This window comes from Shewanella sp. QJM3NY_23, assembly GCF_056173105.1.
Genome location: NZ_CM149657.1, coordinates 3,049,536 through 3,070,162 on the forward strand (window position 1 = coordinate 3,049,536; position 20,627 = coordinate 3,070,162).

Consider the following 20,627-nt stretch of genomic DNA (forward strand, 5'->3'; position numbering starts at 1 on the left):
TATGAGCTTAATTAAAACCTTATCTCAAGATGCCGCGTTAGCAGCACAAACCCTTGCGGTGCTTGATGAACAGTTAAAAAATACCGTGCTATTGGATATGGCACGCGCTATTCGTGCCCACAGTTATGAGATCCTCAGCGCCAACATGATTGATCTGGCTAACGCCGATGCCGACAAACTTGGCGCCGCTATGATAGACAGATTAACCCTGAACCCAGAGCGGGTGGAGGCCATGGCCGAAGGCATTGAAACTATTGCCTCACTGCCCGACCCTATCGGTGCTGAGCGCGACATGGGCAAGCGTCCCAATGGCTTAAATATCCGTAAAATGCGCGTGCCACTCGGGGTGGTTTGCATGATCTATGAGGCGCGTCCGAATGTGACTGCCGATGCCGGAGCCTTATGTTTTAAATCGGGCAATGCCGTTGTACTGCGTGGCGGTAAAGAGGCGCTGCAAACCAGTAAGGTGATCGCCTCAATTATGCAAACGGTATTGACTCATTATGGCTTGCCGCCTGCGTTGATTACCGTGGTGCCCGATCCCGATCGCGCCCTGATGTTAGAGTTGATGCAACAACGCGATTATATCGATGTCATTATCCCTCGGGGCGGCGAAGGCTTAATTAACTTTGTCACCGACAACAGTAAAATACCTGTCATTCAGCATTTTAAAGGTGTTTGTCATCTGTATGTCGATAAAGATGCCGACCTTGATAGTGCCTTAGCTTTACTGCTTAACGGTAAGACCCAGCGCACCGGGGTGTGCAACGCCTTAGAAGGCCTACTAGTCCACAAAGAGATTGCCGCCGAGTTTTTACCTAAAGTGGCCTCAGCCTTAGCAGAACATAAGGTAACCATTAATGCCTGTGAACATGCCAGCCCACACTTTGACGCGTGCCAAGTGATAGATGAGCAAGATTTTGGTCAAGAATACTTAGATCTTGAAATCGCCATTCGCCAGGTGAATGACTTCGAGCAGGCTATCGACCACATTAGACGTTTTGGTAGCCACCACACCGAGGTGATCAGCACCCAAAATGAGCTCACAGCCGCCCGTTTTCAGCGCACGGTCGATGCTTCTGTGGTCATGGTTAACGCCTCTTCACGCTTTTCTGATGGCGGCGAGCTCGGATTGGGCGCCGAGATAGGCATTGCCACCACCAAACTGCATGCCTATGGTCCCATGGGCATTGAGTCATTGACTACTGAAAAATATTTAGTCAGCGGTGATGGGCAAATACGCGCTTAAGCCCTTCGACTCGGCAATTGATCACCTATTAAAGATGGATTGCCGAGCCGATATAACCGCATCAACATCCCAGCCACAAACATCAATAACATAGCCTCAAGGAGACCGTTATCTTTAATCACGACTCACCCTTAGACCCACAATTGCGTATAGCCTTCATCGGTGGCGGTAATATGGCCAAAGCCATCATTGCCGGTTTACTCAAGCATGGTCACTCCAGTCAACACATCTTGGTATGCGCCCCGACCCAGGCAACGCGCAGCGAAATGGTGGAGCAGTTTAATGTGCGAGTGCATCAAGACAATAGTACCGCAGCGGCTTTCGCTGACGTGATTATCTTGGCGGTTAAACCCTTTATTGTGCCGCTAGTATGCGAAGAATTAGCTCCTGTTATTGCACAGCATGATGGTGATAAGCTCGTCATTTCGATTGCCGCAGGCGTGAAACAAAACACCATCAGCACTAAGCTTGGCGATCATCAACGGGTGATCTGTGCCATGCCAAATCTGCCCACCGCCATAGGTAAGGGCTTAACCGGCCTATATGCCCCCAAACTTAGCCAACAAGCCGATGTCGATACCGCCGATCACCTGATGCGCGCCGTAGGCGACACAGTTTGGCTGCAAGAGGAAAGCCAGATGTCGACCATAGTGGCAACCGCTGGCAGTTCACCTGCGTACTTTTTTCTGTTTTTAGAAGCGATGGAAAAAGCCGCCATTAACCAAGGCTTACCTCAAGCGACAGCCACTAAAGCCGTATTGCAAAGTGCCATGGGCGCCATTGCAATGGCGATGGACAGCCAACACGATTTTGCCAAGTTGCGCCGCCAAGTGACCTCGCCTAAAGGCACCACAGAGCAAGCCATATTGGCGTTTCAGCACGGCGAGCTTGATGCATTAGTCGCTAATGCGATGGACTCTGCCGCCGATCGTGCTAAAGAGCTCTCTCTGGGCTAAACGCCGAGAAAGACTCACCGCTCATCTTATCGTGGCAAGATAATCGACAGGGCACAAGTGCTTCACACTTGTGCCCTTTTGCTATCACGCGATGGCCAACCTAAGCCCGCCTATAATGCTAAGACTAAGCAACCTACCTAAGCCCCCTATTACGCAGTTAAACGGCAGTGCCATAGACCCAAGGCTTCCCTTATCACTACCCGTTTATACACGGCTGATAATATCCATTTTTCCGCGGCGGAACACCAACGCCCCCGATTAACTGAGTGTCAGCCACTAAACCACTCACACCTCAAGCCTCGCTGACCATGCACTAGGTTTGAAAGCCACCTAAGCTGCGACTATCTTAATAACTGACACTAGGTCGATAACGTGCTTGATAAATGATCTTAGGCTTATGTCGATAACGTAATGGTTAGCCACTGTTTATCACGTAAACTGGATTGTCTAATAAAATAGGAAGGGAAGCATAATGGCTCAGCAACCACTCAATCATATCCCCCAAGAAGCCTTCGATTGGTACGACGAATACGCCCATGGCGTGATAGATAGACGCACCTTTATGAAAAAACTGGCCACCCTTGTCGTTGTAGGTTATTCAATGACCTTGCTCACCTCGGCATTATTACCCAATTATGCTTTGGCAGAGCAGGTCTCCTTTAATGACCCAGACATTAAAGCCAGCTACCAAGAGTTTGACTCGCCTAACGGCCATGGCAAAGGCCGCGGCTATTTAGCCGTGCCTACGCAGCTCACGGGGCCACTGCCTGTGGTATTAGTGGTGCACGAAAACCGAGGCCTTAACCCCTATATTAAAGATGTCGCGCGGCGTTTGGCCAAAGCAGGCTTCGTGGCCTTTGCCCCCGATGCGTTATTTCCTCTTGGCGGTTACCCAGGTAACGACGATGAAGGCAGAGCCATGCAAAGCACATTAGCTAAGGATAAGATTCAGCATGACTTTGTGGCCGCGGCGCGCTTCTTAAAGTCTCATCCATTAAGCAATGAAAAACTCGGTGCGGTGGGTTTCTGTTTTGGTGGCTATATGGTCAATTATTTAGCGGCGGTGGACAGTCTGTTATTGGCCGCCGGAGTGCCCTTTTATGGTACGCCAGCGACGCCTGAGCTACGTAGCAATATCAAGGCGCCCTTACTTATCCAACTGGCAGAACACGATGACAGGGTTAATCAAACTTGGCCTGAGTATGAGCAAGACCTAAAGCGTATTAACGCCAACTATCAGATGTTTACTTACCCCAATACTCAGCACGGCTTTCATAATGACTCGACTCAACGTTACGATGAACAAAATGCCGAGCTGGCATGGAGCCGCACCTTAAGCTTTTTTAAACAGCACCTCAGCTAAAGAACGCTTTAACTAAAGCACTATGCCTAGGATCAAAAAAGGCGAATGGTAATCCATTCGCCTTTTTTATTGCCACGATAGCGATCACTTACCCCAAGGATTGCTGGGATCTTGTGATGGCGCTGGGCGATTATGACCCGAACGCTTATTTTGTGCATAGGCATCTTGAGCGCGTGGTTTATCTTTACCGTATTGAGGGCGCGTCTTATTTTGCTTCATCGCCTCATAATCGGCAGTGGCTTTAGCGCGCATTTCCTCAATTAACTCAATCGTTAACTCTTGTGGCTTACGAGGCACAATGCCATCGGCAAAGCCACGCTCTCTGGGCTTGAGTTCAAATTGCGCCGCATCGCCTTTAGGCATGCGCTTAAAACGATACAGATAAAAGCTTTCAACCCGCTCTCTGGCCCACTCAGTTTTTTTCAAAAACTTAAGGCAAGCTGCCATATTAGGATTGGTATTAAAACATTCTAAGCGCAATGCCGCGTATAAAATTTTCCAATCATAAAAATCGACAAGTTCGGTAACCATGGTTTCTAAACCTAGGCCATGTAATGGGTTGTTTTGTTGCTGTTCAATCATGGAATATCCAACGACCGCCATTGCGGTGTCTACAGTATTTGCTGCCAAGCTTATGCTCAAGCAGCAGTGAATTAGGGTGTTCGAGCCAAGCCACTGGGCATGACCTCAAATCACAGGCGCCCATTAATCAAAAGGGCTAAAAATAGCAATCGCATTCATTATCAGATCTTGCTTAATGGCTAAAATACGCTGCAACGGCGTGGTAAATTTTATAATTAGAATAACTAGTTATTTCAATTTACGTCTTGTATCAAGCCACTTACCGTGATCAATGCTGAGATCGCTACGTTAATTTGGCCGCTATGATACCAAAAAATCGCCCTGCAGACCCAGCAAATATTATGCTTTAAGCCGCAACTAAAAGTAATGTCTGTCTGAATAGTCATATAACCATTGCGGGCGATACACCACCATAATGGTCACAGCCATACCGTTGAGTAGCGCCTCAGGAAAGCCCAACAAAGGAATTAAGAGTAAATAGTTATCTACTAAGTAATCCCATGGGTAATCACCACTTAACCATAGCCAAGCAGACCAAGCCCCCATATGGAACACCATAGAGAGCAACCCATTGATAAAGGCGGCACAAAAAATATAGATAAACAGATGATGCGGTAAGTGTTGATACACCTTGCTGTAAACGGCATAACAGAGAAACAAAGGTAAGGCGATGGCAACCAATGCATAAAATGCAAAGTCAAAAGGTTGCTGCAAAATAAAGGTGGTAAAAAACAGTACGGGCAATAGCGCTATCACAGTGGCCATACGCCAACCAAACATCAACATTAGGGTAACTAGACCTAAAAAATGCAGGTGAATGCCATCGGTAATGCTGGCGTCGAGTAACCATAATCCATTAATGGCAAAGGCGGTTAATAACAGCCGTGATTGCAACGCTTTGTCGTTGATCAGCGCCTTTATATCAGTGCTGGGCCAAATAGCCCATAACCAAACGAGCAGTAGCAACATCGCCAACAACTGAGCACCGCCCAAATGCCAATCGATATCGCTAAGCCGCTGTAGCAAAAACTCCGTCATGCCCCCTCCCATCAGCGCTAGGCTCCATCATAAACTGAGATACGTCATGACTCAGGTCCTTAGTGCAATATTGCTCAGCTGATTATGGCTTAATGCTCCGTTAAGCACACACCTGGTTACGGCCTTTTTTCTTGGCCTTATACAAGGCTTTATCGGCCTGCTTCATGCATTGTTCGAAGCTTTGATCTGCAAGGTGCTCGGCTAACCCAATCGATACGGTAACACTGACAATACGCTGTTTATCGACCGCTTTTTTATTACGATTTTTACTGGCGTTACTATTCTGATTGGCCTTACGCTTAGTTTCTCTGAGTACAATGTCGTAATCTTCTATCGATTGCCGCACCGCATCGAGATGCTCAATAACCTGTTTAGCCTGCTTATTCGCAAACACAATAGTGAACTCTTCACCACCATAACGAAATGCCTTACCGCCGCCGGTGACTTGCGACAACTTTACCGCCACTAGCTTAAGCACCTGATCACCCACATCATGGCCATAGGTATCGTTAAACTTTTTAAAATGATCGATATCGACCATGGCGACTGTGTATTTTCTACCTAAGGACAAACTAAGATTAAACAGGGCTCGACGCGAAGGCAAGCCGGTAAGCTCATCGCGATAAGCCAGAAAATAAGAGTCAAACAGTACAGTCAATAACAGGAACACGGCGATCATATTGAGCTGCACCGCCAACGACTGCCAGTCAGCAGCGTAATAATGCATCAGCCAGACGATAAAGGTAAGTCCAAGACTCGTATGCACTAAATTACTGTCTTTAATTAGCTTGAACAACATGACAGCACCAGCTAAGAATACCGGCAATGTAGCTAAACCGTTGGCAGACAAGAACGGCAGATAGCGTTCACGCACCTGCTGCGCCATCTCTGGAGAATGCTCCAGTAGAGATAACCATAAATAAGCCGCTAAAAAGCTCGCCGCAATAATCCCAAGACGTACCAAAGTATGGATACTGAGCAAACCTCGGTCTTTAATGAAACAAAATACTGCAGTGATGATCCCGCCGCCAATAAACACCCATTGATAAGTGTCACTACTTAGCAGTCCATGCTGGGTTAGCGCATAAAACAGCAATAATAAGCTGGCGATATAACTGAGGCGGCTACGATTAAATTGCAGCGCGATCAGCGCCGCAATAGCGAGTAACCAATAGGGCATCACCTGTATGGTATCGAGCCAGCCTATCCAGCGAGCACTAAAATAATCGATGGCGCCCAATAACAGGCCGGTGAGCAATAACGGGGCAAGCAGATAGCGGCAAGAGTGATAAAAATGACTCAAAATTTCTCCAATAATCACCATATTCAACATAGATAATGCAGACAAGTAGTCAATACCTGCCTGTAAAATGTGGCGGCCCAATTCAACCCAGCAAAATTCAACACAGCAAAATAGACAAACTGGACGATGCAACTGACCCAAAGCGACCGTTTCGACTCGGCGCTAAAGTACTGGCGACTCTATTAAATAAAATGCCTGTCTGAAATGCCACTGCGCACCAACACAGAAGCCAGCCTAATGGCTCAATAAAAGCTGAGTCAAATTCGGATCATTATAAGCAATGTGCCAGATTATTAATGCGTTACGCTTCACCTCTTGGGTAATGCTGCCGAGTTAATCATTGAGTACTGCAAGGTTATTTGATACCCACATACAGCCACTGCGCAGGAACATCGACCATAAACATGCTCAAATGATGTAATACCGGGTTATCTGAAGCCAAGTCTCGTTATGGGCGATGATTCGAAATGAGGCACTGTCTAACTGGATAACTTGCTTTGTAAAGATTCACTTTTTGACAAAGTAAAACACTCTACAGAAAGCGAATTTAGGCGGTGAAAGCCACAAATAGGCAAAGCGAAAAACAAAAAGGCCAGCAGTATCTGCCAGCCTCTATCCTACAATCGTTGCCAGTGACTAGGTGTCACGCGCACAACGCTAATACCATCTTGGTTACTTAATCTTGTCAAACAAGCCTTTATTGGCTTTCTTTGCCAATTTATCGTTGCGTTTTTCTTTGGCCGATTTTAAAGGTTGTTTCTTGTTTTCTTTACCGCTTTTATGTTCTTTACTCATTTTTTCGCTCCAGTGTTTACTGGGGCATCTTAGCTAGGGCTAACCGTTCACAGCTTAGTCATTTTAACGAGCGTTTGATGTCCTGAAGTAAACGTATGTTACTTACTCAATATGCAATACACACTATTAATACAACGCATTAATTTAATTAGTTAAAATTGGTGTGATGTCAGTTTCCTACCTGTGCATTAAGACCCCTCCATACTAGCACTAAACTCAGCGATAAAAACCAGTGATTCATTAGAATAAGTTAAGCTAATCCTATATGTTACAGTTCTAAGGAAAACGCCAGTAAATCGGTCTCATCGACTCAAGCCATCAGCATCGAAGATAAGTCATCAACACGGGTTATGGGTCACAGATTAGCCAATGGCCAAACGTTCAAGAACTCCCCCCCAAAGTTTATGCCCTGCCACATTAAAGACTAGGCCTTATACCATTATACTGCTGCACAGCCTGATAATTGACGTTTGCCAAATATCATTCAGCTAATTTTTTCAAAAAAACATCTCCAAAAAATAATACCCTACTACTTATCGAGGCGGCATTAATAATACTAAAAACTACACCATTAATTTAAAACCATCGTACTAATTACTTAAAAAAATATAAAAAACACACCATAGAAAAAATCAGACTTGCTTTATTTTTTTAGTTACCATAAGGTATAGATGAGTTGGTTGCAAAATACACCACTCATAAGTAAAGCTGAATAATAAAACGCTAAACAACTAAAGTTAACTCGTAATTAATAGTTGATTTAATCGTTAGTAATTAAATCTGGAAAATAAGCCTGTCGTAAACACAACCAGCTTTAATACAGGTACTCATTTTCTTTGTTCACGCCGTCACGACTATCCACTCTTTCGCGACAAGATTCAGAATGTGGGCAAGGTGCGACATGAAATAATGGTATCAAATGCCAAAACTATGATTACAAATGCTAACTTACAGTCATAAAATGTAGAGCAACAGACTGGCTATAGCTAGATTCAGAGTGAATGCTCGTTCTAGAAAAGCTATAAACACAACCCCGATTAACAGCGACTGGAGATGTAAAACTATGTTTACCGATGCATTTTCATCACTATTTTCATCCAAAAAGTCAGCGTCCCCCTTTTGCTGTAACTTTTTCACGCTGACACGCTTCTCACTTATATTCCCAGTGTAAGCCGGGCGCAACCAGCGCTCGGCATAAATAAAAACTCATTAATATCGATATAAGTCAGCGAACTTAAACCTCGAATTAATCTTTATTCACCTTTATAAAATTAGAGGAAATATGATTCTTTCATTCTTAAAAAATGTATTTCAGACATTAACACTAAAAACTGAATCTTATTATTTGCAGAATAGTTTTAATGCTTCTTTGCGGCCCACTGCGCTAGCGGGTGTTATCGCTAAATTAGATGACCTTCAAGATGATACCGCAAGCGATAAAATCTGTGTCGGACGCCAAGTAAAGCTTGTGAATATGCAAGATCAACAAGAATATCATATAGAACTGGTCTACCCGCCCAAACACAAGCCCAGCGCTGGACGTTTTTCTGTCATTTCTGATTTAGGCGCCAGCTTACTTGGGCTGTCTAAAGGGGAGATGGCACAAGTCAATATTTTAGGCAAACCTGTGCTCTTTATGATCACCCAGGTGACGAGTAACAAGAAGGCCCGCACGACTTCACCCTAAAGCATGCTCAGCTCCGTGGCACCATGCTTATGTTACTCGCTGTTAGTGGCGGCTGGCGGCGAACGTCGATAACCCAGAGCAAAAGGCTTAGGCTGACATGCTCATGAAGAAGGAGATGTTATTTTGAAGGCATTTATTGGCCGTGAAGATTAATCTAACTTGATAAATCATTAAGCCGTTAACCGCATTTTTGGGCGACATTTACTCAACAGCATGGCAGCGCTTTTAACGTAAGCGCCCAAAGATATCACTAGAAGCGATACAGATGTTGTAACGCTTCAGTGAGGTTAACCTTAACTATCAAATGGATTAATTTGTATAACGCCTCAATTTAAGCTGGAAATAATAATTGAGCCCAAGCGATCAAAATCGAATAACGGCGCGGTATTTGATGGCGAGTTAAACGTTGGAGTCGATATCCATGAGTAAAGAAAAGGCAAAGAAAGCGCCACAACGCTCATTAAAAGAGAAACGTCGAGATAAACGCGAGCGCCAAAAGTCGTCCGATTAGGTAGTGTTCATAATTCTGTGTCATTTCAGTAAACTGTACAAAAACAGGAATGACACATGACTCAACCTTTTAACTTTGAACAAGCCCTTAAAGATCTTCAAGCCGGTAAAAGCCTCACAGGCAAAGACAGTATTCTTGGCCCATTGATTAAACAACTTACCGAAGCTGCCTTGCAAGCCGAACTTGAGCAGCATTTGGCCCAGGATGAACAGCCTAATCGCAAGAATGGTAAGATGGCTAAAACGATTAAGCATCCCTCTGGCAGCTTTGAGTTAGACACACCTCGCGATAGAAATGGCTCTTTTGAGCCTCAGTTGATTAAAAAGAATCAAACCACGCTCACCGATGAAATCGATCGCAAAGTGCTGTCGATGTTCAGCATGGGGATGAGCTACCGTGACATCAATCAGCACGTCGAAGAAATGTACGGCATTAATGTCTCTAACGCGACCATTAACGCTATCACAGACAAACTCATTCCTGAACTTAAGGCTTGGCAACAGCGCCCACTAGACAGCCATTATCCGATTGTCTGGCTCGATGCGATACATTACAAAGTCAAAGAGGACGGGCGTTATATCAGCAAGGCGATGTACACCCTACTAGCCCTTAATATGCAAGGTAAAAAAGAAATACTCGGCCTGCATTTATCTGAAAATGAAGGGGCTAATTACTGGTTATCTGTGCTGACCGATCTTAATAATCGCGGTGTAAAAGATATCCTTATCGCCTGTGTTGATGGTCTGACAGGGTTTCCTGAAGCCATCGCCAGTATCTTCCCCAACACAGAGACGCAGCTGTGCGTTATTCATCAAATACGCAACTCAATGAAGTATGTCGCCTCGAAAAATCAGAAAGCGTTCATGGCCGATTTAAAGTGTGTTTATCGCGCTGTGAGCAAGGAAGCGGCGGAGTTAGCGTTAGATGAGCTGGAGGTTAAATGGGGGGATGCTTACCCATTAGTTATCAAATCATGGCGCCGAAAGTGGCAAAATTTATCGCACTACTTTAAGTATCCAGAGCACATCAGAAAAGTGATTTACACCACCAATGCGGTGGAAGCAGTTCATCGTCAATTTAGGAAATTAACCAAAACTAAAGGCGCTTTTCCTAATGAAAATAGCTTGTTGAAGCTACTTTATACTGGCATATTGAACGCATCGAATAAATGGACAATGCCCATTCACAATTGGAGCCTTTGTTTATCTCAATTAGCGATTTATTTTGAAGGACGTTTAGACAGCGTGCTAGAGATTTAAACTTAGCCTGACACAGAATTTTGAACGGCCTCTCCGATTAGTTTATCGCTGCAAGCATCAAAATTATGCTTAAGGCAGACGCCTCTTTAAATAGGTAAGTCATCGGAGCCTAACAGATCATTGAGCAATGACTGTTAGGCTCCTTTTTTACTCGCATTATAACAACCCCACCTCTCTCTTCCCTGTAACACTCCACAATGAAGTAATACTCGATTTATCAAAGTGACAGCCAGCCATTTAAACCATCAATTCTACCTACATCAAGTCTACTTAACTGATTAATGCCTAGGTTTAACCCTTTGCCTCGATAACCTTGAGCTTGACTATACTCATTAAGGCTCATGCAGCACAGGTTCGAATGAGCATTCAGATACCTTACTCACAGGAGCAAATGAAATGAAAAATTTATTAATTATCTTATTGTGTGCCTTATTCAGTAGCTCGCTTATGGCCAAAGATAGGCTAGAAGTTTATGAAGATTATGAACTGGGCAGCGAGATCATGAGCATCACTACCGTTCGTATCGATCCTAACATGAGCGATGTTTACTTGGCGGGTCTGCGCGAGAGCTGGGTGAAAGCGGCAAAAATTCAAAAAGAACTTGGTTACATTAAAGATTGGAAAATTTATGGCAGCGATCTCCCCACCAGCGGTGATTTTAACATGCTGTTAGTGGTCACCTTCGAAAACTCAAGCGATCTGGAACCTAACAAGCAAAAATACGATGCCTTTATGAAAAAATGGACTGAGACAGATAAAAAAATGTCTGAAGAGATCTCAGCAAAGTACCCAGAAGTGAGAACCCTCACGGGTGAATATCGAATGCGCGAAATTATCCTGAAGTAAGCGCACAACATAAATAACGGATAAAAATAGGACTTACCTAATATCGACCTGCCTAGCAATAATACAGGTCGCTTTAGCTCTGTTGATAAACCTCAACAACCCACCTCACCCACAAACATTAACGCAATGCACCTCCTGCTGTGGCCCATCCCTTATAATTTGTGAGCTAAACCACTCAACTTTACATTTCTTTAATTGAATTCCTTGTTGAGACTAATTATCATTCTCATAAATTATTTGAGTTTACATAATGGCTTAACCATAAACAGCAATCCTGCTTTTTATTATCGCCTCGTAAAATTAGTCACGGAGAATCTGCCAGCGATGCCGCTGTGTAGAGCGAGAACAACATGAATCTAGTACCAGCATTAAAGTGGTTTCATAATTGGGTCGGTTTTGCGGTCAGCATCACCATGCTAACGGTATTGACCACAGGAGTGTATTTAGGCAGTGTCGACATCATTAAGCGGCTCGATAACCAAGGGCAAACATTTATGCCCTTATCCACTGAGCAGAAAGCCACTGCTCTGCAGTCGCTATTTGAACGTTACCCTGAAATGACCACGGTACGCTTTCCAACCGAGTATAAGCCCTATATTCAAGCATCGATGCGCGGCAAGTCTATCGCATTCGATAATCAGCTCAATGAGCTGTCTGTTAGTGCCTCTGCCGACATTCCCTTTTACAGCACCATTTTTTGGTTACATCGTAACTTTTTACTCGGCGATGTAGGTAAGTACACTAACGCTTGGGCATCACTGCTGGGCGGCGCAATCACCTTGGTCGGTATTTATCTGTGGTGGCGTGTGCGCAAGTCGTTTCGGCTAAAACAAAGTATTCCACGTAACACTCGCTCCAGCAGCTTGGTAAAAAGCCATATACAACTGGGATTATTTATTTCTGTCCCGCTATTTATTTTGTGCATTAGCGGCTTTTTAATTACTTACAAAGGGCTGTGGATCGATGCAGTAAAATCAGCACCATCATCGGATATACCATATCCTGTTAGCCAACAAAGTGACTGGCTCAGCCAATTGAATACCGCGCAGCAATTTTGGCCTGAATCTCAGTTGGTCGCCGTGAGTAAGCCGCGTAACAACAAGACACCCGAGCTCATCTACAGCATACGCTTTGATAGCCACAGCGATGTCTGGTTACGTGAAGCCGACCAAATCAGTATGAATTATCAGCAAGGTATCATTCAGACTGCACTCAAACACAGCGACAGACGACTTTCGGGTCAAATAGCGACGTTTGTTAGACCACTGCATGATGCGCTCAATATGCCCCTGAGCTATGTTGTGCTGATCACCTTAGTATCTTGTGTCGGCACACTGATTTTATCGTTTAGCTTAGTGACTTTTTGTCGCCGCACCTTTAAACGTAACCGCAGTTATGCACTCAATACCCAGCCTAATGGTTAACGATTAGTGCCACCTGGCTCAGATAGCCGCCCGCTATCTGAGCTTCTTGCTAATCTCCCACTTTTACCGACCTTGCCAACCGCCACTACCGGCCCAAGAGTGGTATTGTGGCCCATCAGTGGTATGAGTTTGGTATCGCCCACGGACATGAAGGTTTGTATCAATCTGCAAATCTTGTCTTGGCCAATCAGCACATCTACCAATATAAGCACCTTAAGGCTCAGCAGAATAATTCATAAGGTGCGGTAACATATCCCCTAAGCGCTCCAGCCCAGTTCCAACCCAAGAGTCCCTCTTAGCTTAATCTCCCAATAACCTCCTCTGACCCACCACTTGGCCCCGTGTTGTTGTAGGTTAAAACTTTGCTAACAATTATACGGTTGACATTTTTTGACAGTCTTACAAGATAAACAACATCAATCAACAAGCTACCACCAGCAAGGAAGAATATAAAACAATGAAAAAACCCTTAATAGCCATCGCATTGGCCAGCACTTTTCTTAGTGGCTGTGGCACATCTGATGTAAATACCAGCGATGTAAAAAGTGAAGTCACCACCCCAAGCAAGCAAGCCGAACTGGGCAGTTTTGGGGTCGATTTAACGGCGCGCAACTTAGCCGTTAAACCTGGCGATGACTTCTTTATGTATGCCAGCGGTACTTGGTACGACAACTACCAGATGCCAGCCGATAAGACTCGTTATGGTGCATTTACCGCATTAGCCGAGCGCAGCGAGAAACAAGTCAAAGAGATCATCGATGATATCGCCGCTCGCGATAACCTTAACGCCGAAGAGCAACTGATTGCCGACTTCTATAACGCCTATATGGATACTGATACCATCAATAAACTTGGTATCACCCCTATCCAGCCCACCTTAGATAGCATTGCGGCTATCGATTCTACCGACGATTTAACGACCCTGTTTGGTCAGTCTTGGCTTATCGGCAGCACCTCACCCATTGGTGGTGGTATGTGGTTTAATCGCCTCGACCCCAACCAATATGAGATGTCCATTGGCGCTGGCGGCTTAGGCTTACCCGATCGCTCTTACTATTTAGAAGATAGCGAACGCTTCGTTAATATTCGCAAGGCTTATGTGACTCATATTGCCGATATGCTGGCTTTTGCTGGCATCAAAGATGGCCAAGCGCGCGCCGAGGCAATTTTAGCGTTAGAAACCAAGATGGCCGAAGGCCAGTGGCCTAGAGAGAAGCGTCGCAACCGTGACTTAACCCTCAATCAAATTAAACGCGAAGACTTAAGTAAACAATATCCAGATTTTAACTGGGATCGCTATTTTGCCCAAACTGGCTACCAAGTCCCGCAGCTGAATATCTCTCAGCCTGAGCCTGTTAACGCCATGATCGCCTTAATTAATAATGAAGATTTGGCTATCTGGCGTGATTACCTCACCTTCCACACCATCAGTAACAATGCCGAGTTTTTGTCGGAAGATATCTACGCCACTAACTTTGACTTTTATGGCAAAACCTTAAGTGGTCAGCAAGAGCCTCGTCCACGTTGGAAGCGCGCTGTAGAGCAGATGTCTGGCACACAGTCACTGGGCTTTGCTATTGGTAAAGTGTACGTCACGCGCTACTTCCCTGAGTCATCTAAGCAGCAGATGGCACAATTGGTTGAAAACCTACGCACTGCTTTAGGTGAGCGCATCGATGGGCTCGACTGGATGGGCGATGATACCAAAGTCAACGCCCACGCCAAACTCAAAGCCTTTACCCCCAAAATTGGCTATCCCGATGTATGGCAAGAGTTTGATGGCTTAACCCTAAGTCGCACCGACTTAGTCACCAATGTCACTAATCTCAGAGAGTTTTTTAGAGCCGATAGCGTCGCTAAAGAGCTAGAAAAAACCGACCGTAACCGCTGGGGCATGACGCCACAACGCGTTAACGCCTACTACAATAGCTCGTTTAACGAAATTGTCTTCCCTGCGGCCATCTTACAGCCACCGTTTTTCGATCCTAACGCCGATCCTGCGGTTAACTATGGCGGCATTGGCGCTGTTATTGGTCACGAAATGGGACATGGCTTCGATGACCAAGGCTCAAAGTCTGACGCTAATGGCATTCAACGTAACTGGTGGACAGATCAAGACCGCGCCGCCTTTGATGCCAAAGCCGATCGTCTTGCTGAGCAATACAGTCAATACGAACCGATCCCAGATAACTTCGTTAATGGCCGCAACAGCCTAGGGGAAAATATCGGTGATGTGGGCGGTTTATCCATGGCCTATCATGCTTATAAGCTCAGCCTAAATGGCAAAGAAGCACCGATCATCGATGGCCTCACGGGCGATCAACGTTTCTTCTTGGCTTGGGCGCAGGTGTGGAAAGAAAAGCGCACCGAGCAGAGCATGCTCAACCAACTGCGCGGCGGCACTCACGCACCGGGCCGTTATCGCGCACTTGCGCCACGTAACCATGATGCATGGTACAAGGCGTTCGACGTGCAGCCTGGCGATGCGTTATACCTCAGCGAAGAAGATCGCGTGCGCATTTGGTAATGCCAAGCAAGACAAGCGTAAGCTAAGTAATAGCTAAGCAATTGCCGAGCAATGTCGCTTATTACCACGCAACTAAACTAAAATGCCAGTCACTATGACTGGCATTTTTATGGCTTACATGTCTATTCCTGCCCAACTTTACCCGCATTTGTGCCTCACTGAACTCGAAAATCACCTTAAAATCATCTGCGCTACTGCACAGACTTTAGTCAGCCACAGCCCTGTAACTTGACATCAATCACGTATTAACTGACTATCAATAACATTAAAAACCAGAAACCATTACCAATTAAGATACTTCTTGCAACAAGTAAGCAAATTTATCGCCTAATATATTCACGCTGACGACCTTGAGTCATTACATACACCAAGGGGAGCTAAACTATCGTCGGCATCAGCTAATAAACCACAAAAATAATATAACAATAAGATTTAAAACAATTTTATTGCAGTCACATTCACTGTTTGATTGAAAAAGGGAAACGACTATGATTAATCGCATCTTAGCACTCGCTCTACTGCTTATGCTGCCAACGGCACTTCATGCCGAAAACTACTCCATCGGAACGGGCGGCCAAAGCGGTATTTACTATCCCTTTGGTGGCGCCTTAGCCAAAGTATGGTCTGAACATGTTGACGATGTAAATGTGAAAGCGGAAGTCACCGCCGCCTCGGTAGAGAACACCATTAAAGTGGTTCGTGGCGACATGATTGCCGGCATCGCCATGGGCAATGTGGTACTCGATGCCTACAAAGGCGAAGGTAAATTTAAGAGCGCCATGCCGGTCAACACCTTGTTTGCGCTGTATCCCAACCTAGTGCATGCCATCAGTCTCAAGAAATCGGGCATCACCTCTCTAAACCAATTAAAAGGTAAGCGTATCTCGTTAGGGGCGCCAGCCAGTGGAACTGCCGTAACCTCTGCAGCATTGCTCGAATCGATGGGAATCGATATCAAAAACGATATCGATGCGGTTTATCTTAACTACTCAGAAACCACTAACGCCTTGGCCAATGGCCAAATCGACGCAGGCTTTATTGTCGGCGGTCAAGGGGTGGGCGCAGTGACCCAAGTGGCACTGACCCATGATATCAATCTTATCCCTATCACTGATGAGCAAAGTGCGGCTTTCATGGCGCAATACCCAGCCTACAGCAGCTACACTATCCCTGAAAATGTCTACAACAAAGTAGGCGCCGTCCCCACATTAAGTGTGTGGAACGTATTGGTTGTGAGCGCTACGATGAGCGATGAAATGGCGTTTAACTTAACCAAAGCGGCATTCGAAAACATGGGCGAAGTACGTAAAGTGGTTAAAGTGGCCGAAGCCACTACACCTGAAAATGCGTTTCGCCTAAAGGGAGTGCCACTGCACCCTGGCGCGCAGCAATATTTCGATTCAATTGCTAAAGGCGCCAGCGCGAAGTAAAGCGCAGGGCATCACTGAGCTGATGCTCGATGCGTGTCCCCCGCGAAACGGACCTATCGAACATTGGCATCACTAACAAAGGCAACTACACAGTTGCCTTTGTCAGCTTATATTGCCTAGTAACATAATGAAGTGGGCTAGCGCCGCTGCGTAGCCGCCAACATTCCCGTTTAATGAAGGATTTTTTATGAGTGCAGTTGAACATAATGCATCTGCAGATCGCAGTGACGCACCACTTGCGAGCGATAGACCTATGCCATTTGAGCGCATAGTGACACTTTTTGGCTATGGGATCCTCGCCATTGCTGTCGCACTCTCGGCATTTCAGCTCTGGCAAGGTATTACCTCGACAATATCGGCCACCTACTTTCGCCCTATCCACCTCACTTGGGTGTTAGTGCTGATTTTTTTACATTATCCGCTAGTCGCCAACCGCTATAGCAAGCTGTATCTCCCTGGGCGTGTGGTCGACCTCCTATTGTGCGCTGCCACCGTGTTTGCCGGTTACCGTCTGTGGATATTTGATTACAACGATATCGATCATCTGCTGTATGGCTTAGGTAGCGCCGATCTTATTGCGGGCTGTGCCTTGCTGGGATTATTGATGGAGGGGTGTCGCCGCACGGTAGGCCCGGTTATGGTCTTGATAGCACTACTCTTTCTCAGTTATAGCGCTTTTGGGGATATGTTACCTGGGGCGCTAGCGACTAAAGCCTATTCGTTACAAGAGCTGATCCAGTTTCAGATTTACTCCGCCAATGGCGTGTTCGGCTCGGCCTTAGGGATCGCCGCCACCACAGTGTTTATCTTTGTGCTATTTGGCGCGTTTTTAGAGGTGACAGGCGCCGGTAAGTTTTTTATCGATCTGGCTTTTTCGATTGCCGGAAAATACCGCGGTGGCCCGGCAAAGGCCGCTGTACTGGCTTCGGCGGGGTTAGGCTCCATTTCAGGTTCGGCCATCGCCAATACCGTTACCACAGGTTCGGTCACTATTCCCATGATGAAAAAGCTCGGGTATACCCCGGAGCAATCAGCGGGGATTGAGGCCGCAGCCTCCACGGGTGGGCAAATCATGCCTCCTATCATGGGCGCTGGCGCATTTGTTATGGCGCAGTTTACTGGCGTGCCTTATAGCGACATCATGTTAGCCTCGATAGCACCTGCCATCTTGTACTTTTTCTGTACCTTGCTCTATGTGCATCTGATGGCCTGTAAGCTCAACTTGCAGGCTCAAAGCCGCACTGAAGCGGTGATCACCGTCATGAAAGATGGCGCCCATCACCTTATTCCTTTGGTGCTGATCACTGTGCTACTGATGCTCGCGTATTCACCGCTGCTGGTGGGCGTGGCAGGCTGCGCGGCAATCTTATTAACCGCAGGGCTGCGTAAACATAGCCGCATCGGCTTACGTAAATTTATCTCAGGCATGAAAAACGGGGCGCTATTGGCGCTGCCAATCTCGGTGGCTTGTGGCGCGGCGGGGATCATTGTTGGCGTTGTCGGCCAAACCGGTATTGGCTTGCAGTTTACGCAGTTTGTAATGGATTTTTCCGGTGGCTATATGTTGATAGCGCTAGGGCTGGTCAGCATTGTGGCCTTAGTGCTGGGAATGGGCTTACCGGTAACGGCGGCTTATATCGTACTGGCCGTGATGGCCGTGCCTATGCTGGGCGACTTTGGCTTACCGCTATTGACCGCCCATCTGATTGTATTTTGGCTGTCACAGACCTCCAATGTCACCCCACCTATCGCGCTAGCCGCCTTCGCTGGCGCCGGGGTGGCAAACGCCAACCCAATGAAGTCGTCGGTAGAAGCGTTTAAGTTAGCCGGTGGTCTGTTTATCATCCCCATCATGATGGCTTATACCGATCTGCTTAATCCCGATGTTAGCTGGCTAGGCTTTCTATTTGCGATAGCACAAACCAGCACCATCATAGTCGCATTGGCTATCGCTATCGAAGGCTATATGCTGCGCAAGCTGACCCTAATAGAGCGATTAGTGGCCCTGTTTATCGTCCCCTTAGTGCTATTTAATCCATTTAATTTAGGCATAGCTGGTGTCGCAGCATTACTGGTATTGCTAGCCATACAGTGGCAAAGCCGCGATGTGATTGAGCGTTCAGATAATCACTAACCGCCGCGGATGAGCGCGCCAAGGTAGTCGTAACCATGCCTTGTCGCGCTAATGCCATAACCTAAGATAATGACCTAGAATAAACTTATCATGAAAATTGCGATTTAAGTGGTCGGCTCATGAGTAAGGCATCATACTGAAAGTTAACCTGCTATCATCAATCATCCGCGACACTTAAGGGGTTTGCCATGTTGGTTACATTTAAGACAAAGTACTATTCAGATATCACCATGTTTGGCGATGTTGCGACCCGTTTATTACAAATGATGGGCCACAGCACCACTGTGCCCGGCGCGATTTTGGCCGCTGACGTGCCTGCTGCATTACAAAAATTATCGGCCGCCGTAACGGCGCTGCCAGCCGCTACCGAAGCGACTCGCGCGCAGCACGATGCCGATAATGAGGAAGATGAAGACGCCCCTGATGTCAGCCTGCGTCACCGCGCCTTGCCGCTTATCGAATTACTCAAGGCGGCACAAGAGTCCCAAGACAACGTCATGTGGGAGTAACACCTTAAATCGGCTCGCAACGGGCCAATTCGGTTAGCAGCATTTCACGCCCCTCACTCTGTACATGGGATAAAAAGGCCTGCGCTATCGCTGAGGGCCGTTTCGATTTTAGCCACAAAAAATACCAGTTAGAGTTGATAGGCAAAGATTTCACCCGCAGCTGGGCCAGCCCCATATGGCCACCAAACGTGAGGGTGTGAGCCGATAAGATACTCACCCCTAAACCAGACATCACCGAATGTTTAATGGCTTCGTTGCTCTCAATAGTCATCTTCACATTAAGCTTAACGCCCTGTTGGAGCATGAAGTTTTCAATGGCTAAACGGGTACCTGAGCCGTTCTCACGCATTAAAAAAGGCGCCTCACATAACTGGGCTAATGACACCTCAGCTTGCTGTACCAGCGGATGCTCTTCATGGGCTATGGCAACCAGTGGATTGTTAAAAAACTCGATACTCTCGGTATTTAGATCGCCAGGAGGATGACTAAATACATAAAAATCATCAATGCCTTGCTTAAGCCGCTCGATAATCTGCTGGCGGTTGCCCACATTTAATTGCACGCTAACATTGGGGTAACGCTTACAAAATGGCCCTAACAGGTGCGGAATAAAGTATTTTGCCGTAGTCACCACCGCTAAGCGAAGCGTTCCCGACTTCAACTCCCCCATGTCAGACAACGACATCTCTAAGCGAGAAAAGCTGTCTAATACCTCGGTGGCAGTTTTCACCACTTCTAATCCTGCTTCGGTAAACACCACTTTTCTGCCCACGATGTTATACAAAGCCAGCCCGATCACATCGGCCAGTTTTTTTAATTGCATCGAGATTGTCGGCTGAGTCAGGTGTAATTGCTGCGCGGCGCCACTGACGCTGCCGCTATCATATACCGCTAACAAAATCTCCATCTGCCGCAGTGTGCCTAAATGGGCTTGTAATCTGAGTGACATGGCTACCCCTTGCATAGATTTTTATCTATATATTAACCAATAAATATCTATTTTTATATATAACC

Annotated in this window: 16 protein-coding genes; 11 read left to right on the plus strand and 5 right to left on the minus strand. The window is 46.2% G+C overall.

Annotation, left to right across the window (positions count from 1 at the left end):
- Position 1: 1 nt before the first annotated feature.
- The 3 genes from AC0VXX_RS13510 (at position 2) to AC0VXX_RS13520 (ending at position 3,568) form a co-directional block, all read left to right on the plus strand.
- Complete coding sequence (locus AC0VXX_RS13510; protein WP_475514652.1) at positions 2-1,249, plus strand: glutamate-5-semialdehyde dehydrogenase; 1,248 nt, start codon at positions 2-4, stop codon at positions 1,247-1,249.
- Positions 1,250-1,392: 143 nt separating this feature from the next.
- Positions 1,393-2,205: a pyrroline-5-carboxylate reductase gene (gene proC, locus AC0VXX_RS13515; RefSeq protein WP_475514653.1), complete on the plus strand. Its 813-nt coding sequence runs from the start codon at positions 1,393-1,395 to the stop codon at positions 2,203-2,205.
- Between the two features lie 472 nt (positions 2,206-2,677).
- Complete coding sequence (locus AC0VXX_RS13520; RefSeq protein ID WP_475514654.1) at positions 2,678-3,568, plus strand: dienelactone hydrolase family protein; 891 nt, start codon at positions 2,678-2,680, stop codon at positions 3,566-3,568.
- Between the two features lie 84 nt (positions 3,569-3,652).
- Here the strand turns inward: AC0VXX_RS13520 and AC0VXX_RS13525 are convergent, their stop codons facing one another.
- From AC0VXX_RS13525 to AC0VXX_RS13540, 4 genes are all read right to left on the minus strand, one after another.
- A complete protein-coding gene (locus AC0VXX_RS13525; RefSeq protein WP_119979167.1) occupies positions 3,653-4,150 on the minus strand; it encodes a VF530 family protein in 498 nt (165 codons plus the stop codon).
- Between the two features lie 357 nt (positions 4,151-4,507).
- Complete coding sequence (locus tag AC0VXX_RS13530; protein WP_110457539.1) at positions 4,508-5,188, minus strand: energy-coupling factor ABC transporter permease; 681 nt, start codon at positions 5,186-5,188, stop codon at positions 4,508-4,510.
- A 100-nt stretch (positions 5,189-5,288) separates the two neighbouring features.
- Positions 5,289-6,491, minus strand: a complete 1,203-nt coding sequence (locus tag AC0VXX_RS13535) for a GGDEF domain-containing protein (protein ID WP_475514655.1) — start codon at positions 6,489-6,491, stop codon at positions 5,289-5,291.
- Between the two features lie 672 nt (positions 6,492-7,163).
- Positions 7,164-7,286, minus strand: a complete 123-nt coding sequence (locus AC0VXX_RS13540; protein ID WP_275426004.1) for a hypothetical protein — start codon at positions 7,284-7,286, stop codon at positions 7,164-7,166.
- Between the two features lie 1,282 nt (positions 7,287-8,568).
- Between AC0VXX_RS13540 and AC0VXX_RS13545 the strand changes: the two genes are divergently transcribed.
- From AC0VXX_RS13545 to AC0VXX_RS13580, 8 genes are all read left to right on the plus strand, one after another.
- Positions 8,569-8,973, plus strand: coding sequence for a GreA/GreB family elongation factor (locus AC0VXX_RS13545; protein WP_475514656.1), 405 nt, complete (start codon positions 8,569-8,571; stop codon positions 8,971-8,973).
- Between the two features lie 567 nt (positions 8,974-9,540).
- Positions 9,541-10,743, plus strand: coding sequence for an IS256 family transposase (locus tag AC0VXX_RS13550; protein ID WP_475514657.1), 1,203 nt, complete (start codon positions 9,541-9,543; stop codon positions 10,741-10,743).
- Between the two features lie 396 nt (positions 10,744-11,139).
- Positions 11,140-11,589 (plus strand): hypothetical protein, encoded by a 450-nt coding sequence (locus AC0VXX_RS13555; RefSeq protein ID WP_475514658.1) that lies wholly within the window; start codon positions 11,140-11,142, stop codon positions 11,587-11,589.
- 350 nt (positions 11,590-11,939) lie between these two features.
- Positions 11,940-13,013, plus strand: coding sequence for a PepSY-associated TM helix domain-containing protein (locus AC0VXX_RS13560; protein WP_475514659.1), 1,074 nt, complete (start codon positions 11,940-11,942; stop codon positions 13,011-13,013).
- A 457-nt stretch (positions 13,014-13,470) separates the two neighbouring features.
- Positions 13,471-15,540 (plus strand): M13 family metallopeptidase, encoded by a 2,070-nt coding sequence (locus AC0VXX_RS13565; protein WP_475514660.1) that lies wholly within the window; start codon positions 13,471-13,473, stop codon positions 15,538-15,540.
- 488 nt (positions 15,541-16,028) lie between these two features.
- Complete coding sequence (locus AC0VXX_RS13570; protein WP_475514661.1) at positions 16,029-16,970, plus strand: TAXI family TRAP transporter solute-binding subunit; 942 nt, start codon at positions 16,029-16,031, stop codon at positions 16,968-16,970.
- Between the two features lie 187 nt (positions 16,971-17,157).
- Positions 17,158-19,104, plus strand: coding sequence for a TRAP transporter permease (locus tag AC0VXX_RS13575; protein WP_475514662.1), 1,947 nt, complete (start codon positions 17,158-17,160; stop codon positions 19,102-19,104).
- A gap of 188 nt (positions 19,105-19,292) precedes the next feature.
- Positions 19,293-19,613 (plus strand): DUF1840 domain-containing protein, encoded by a 321-nt coding sequence (locus AC0VXX_RS13580; RefSeq protein WP_475514663.1) that lies wholly within the window; start codon positions 19,293-19,295, stop codon positions 19,611-19,613.
- 4 nt (positions 19,614-19,617) lie between these two features.
- Here AC0VXX_RS13580 and AC0VXX_RS13585 read toward each other — a convergent pair whose 3' ends face one another.
- Positions 19,618-20,562, minus strand: coding sequence for a LysR family transcriptional regulator (locus AC0VXX_RS13585; protein ID WP_475514664.1), 945 nt, complete (start codon positions 20,560-20,562; stop codon positions 19,618-19,620).
- Positions 20,563-20,627 lie beyond the last annotated feature (65 nt).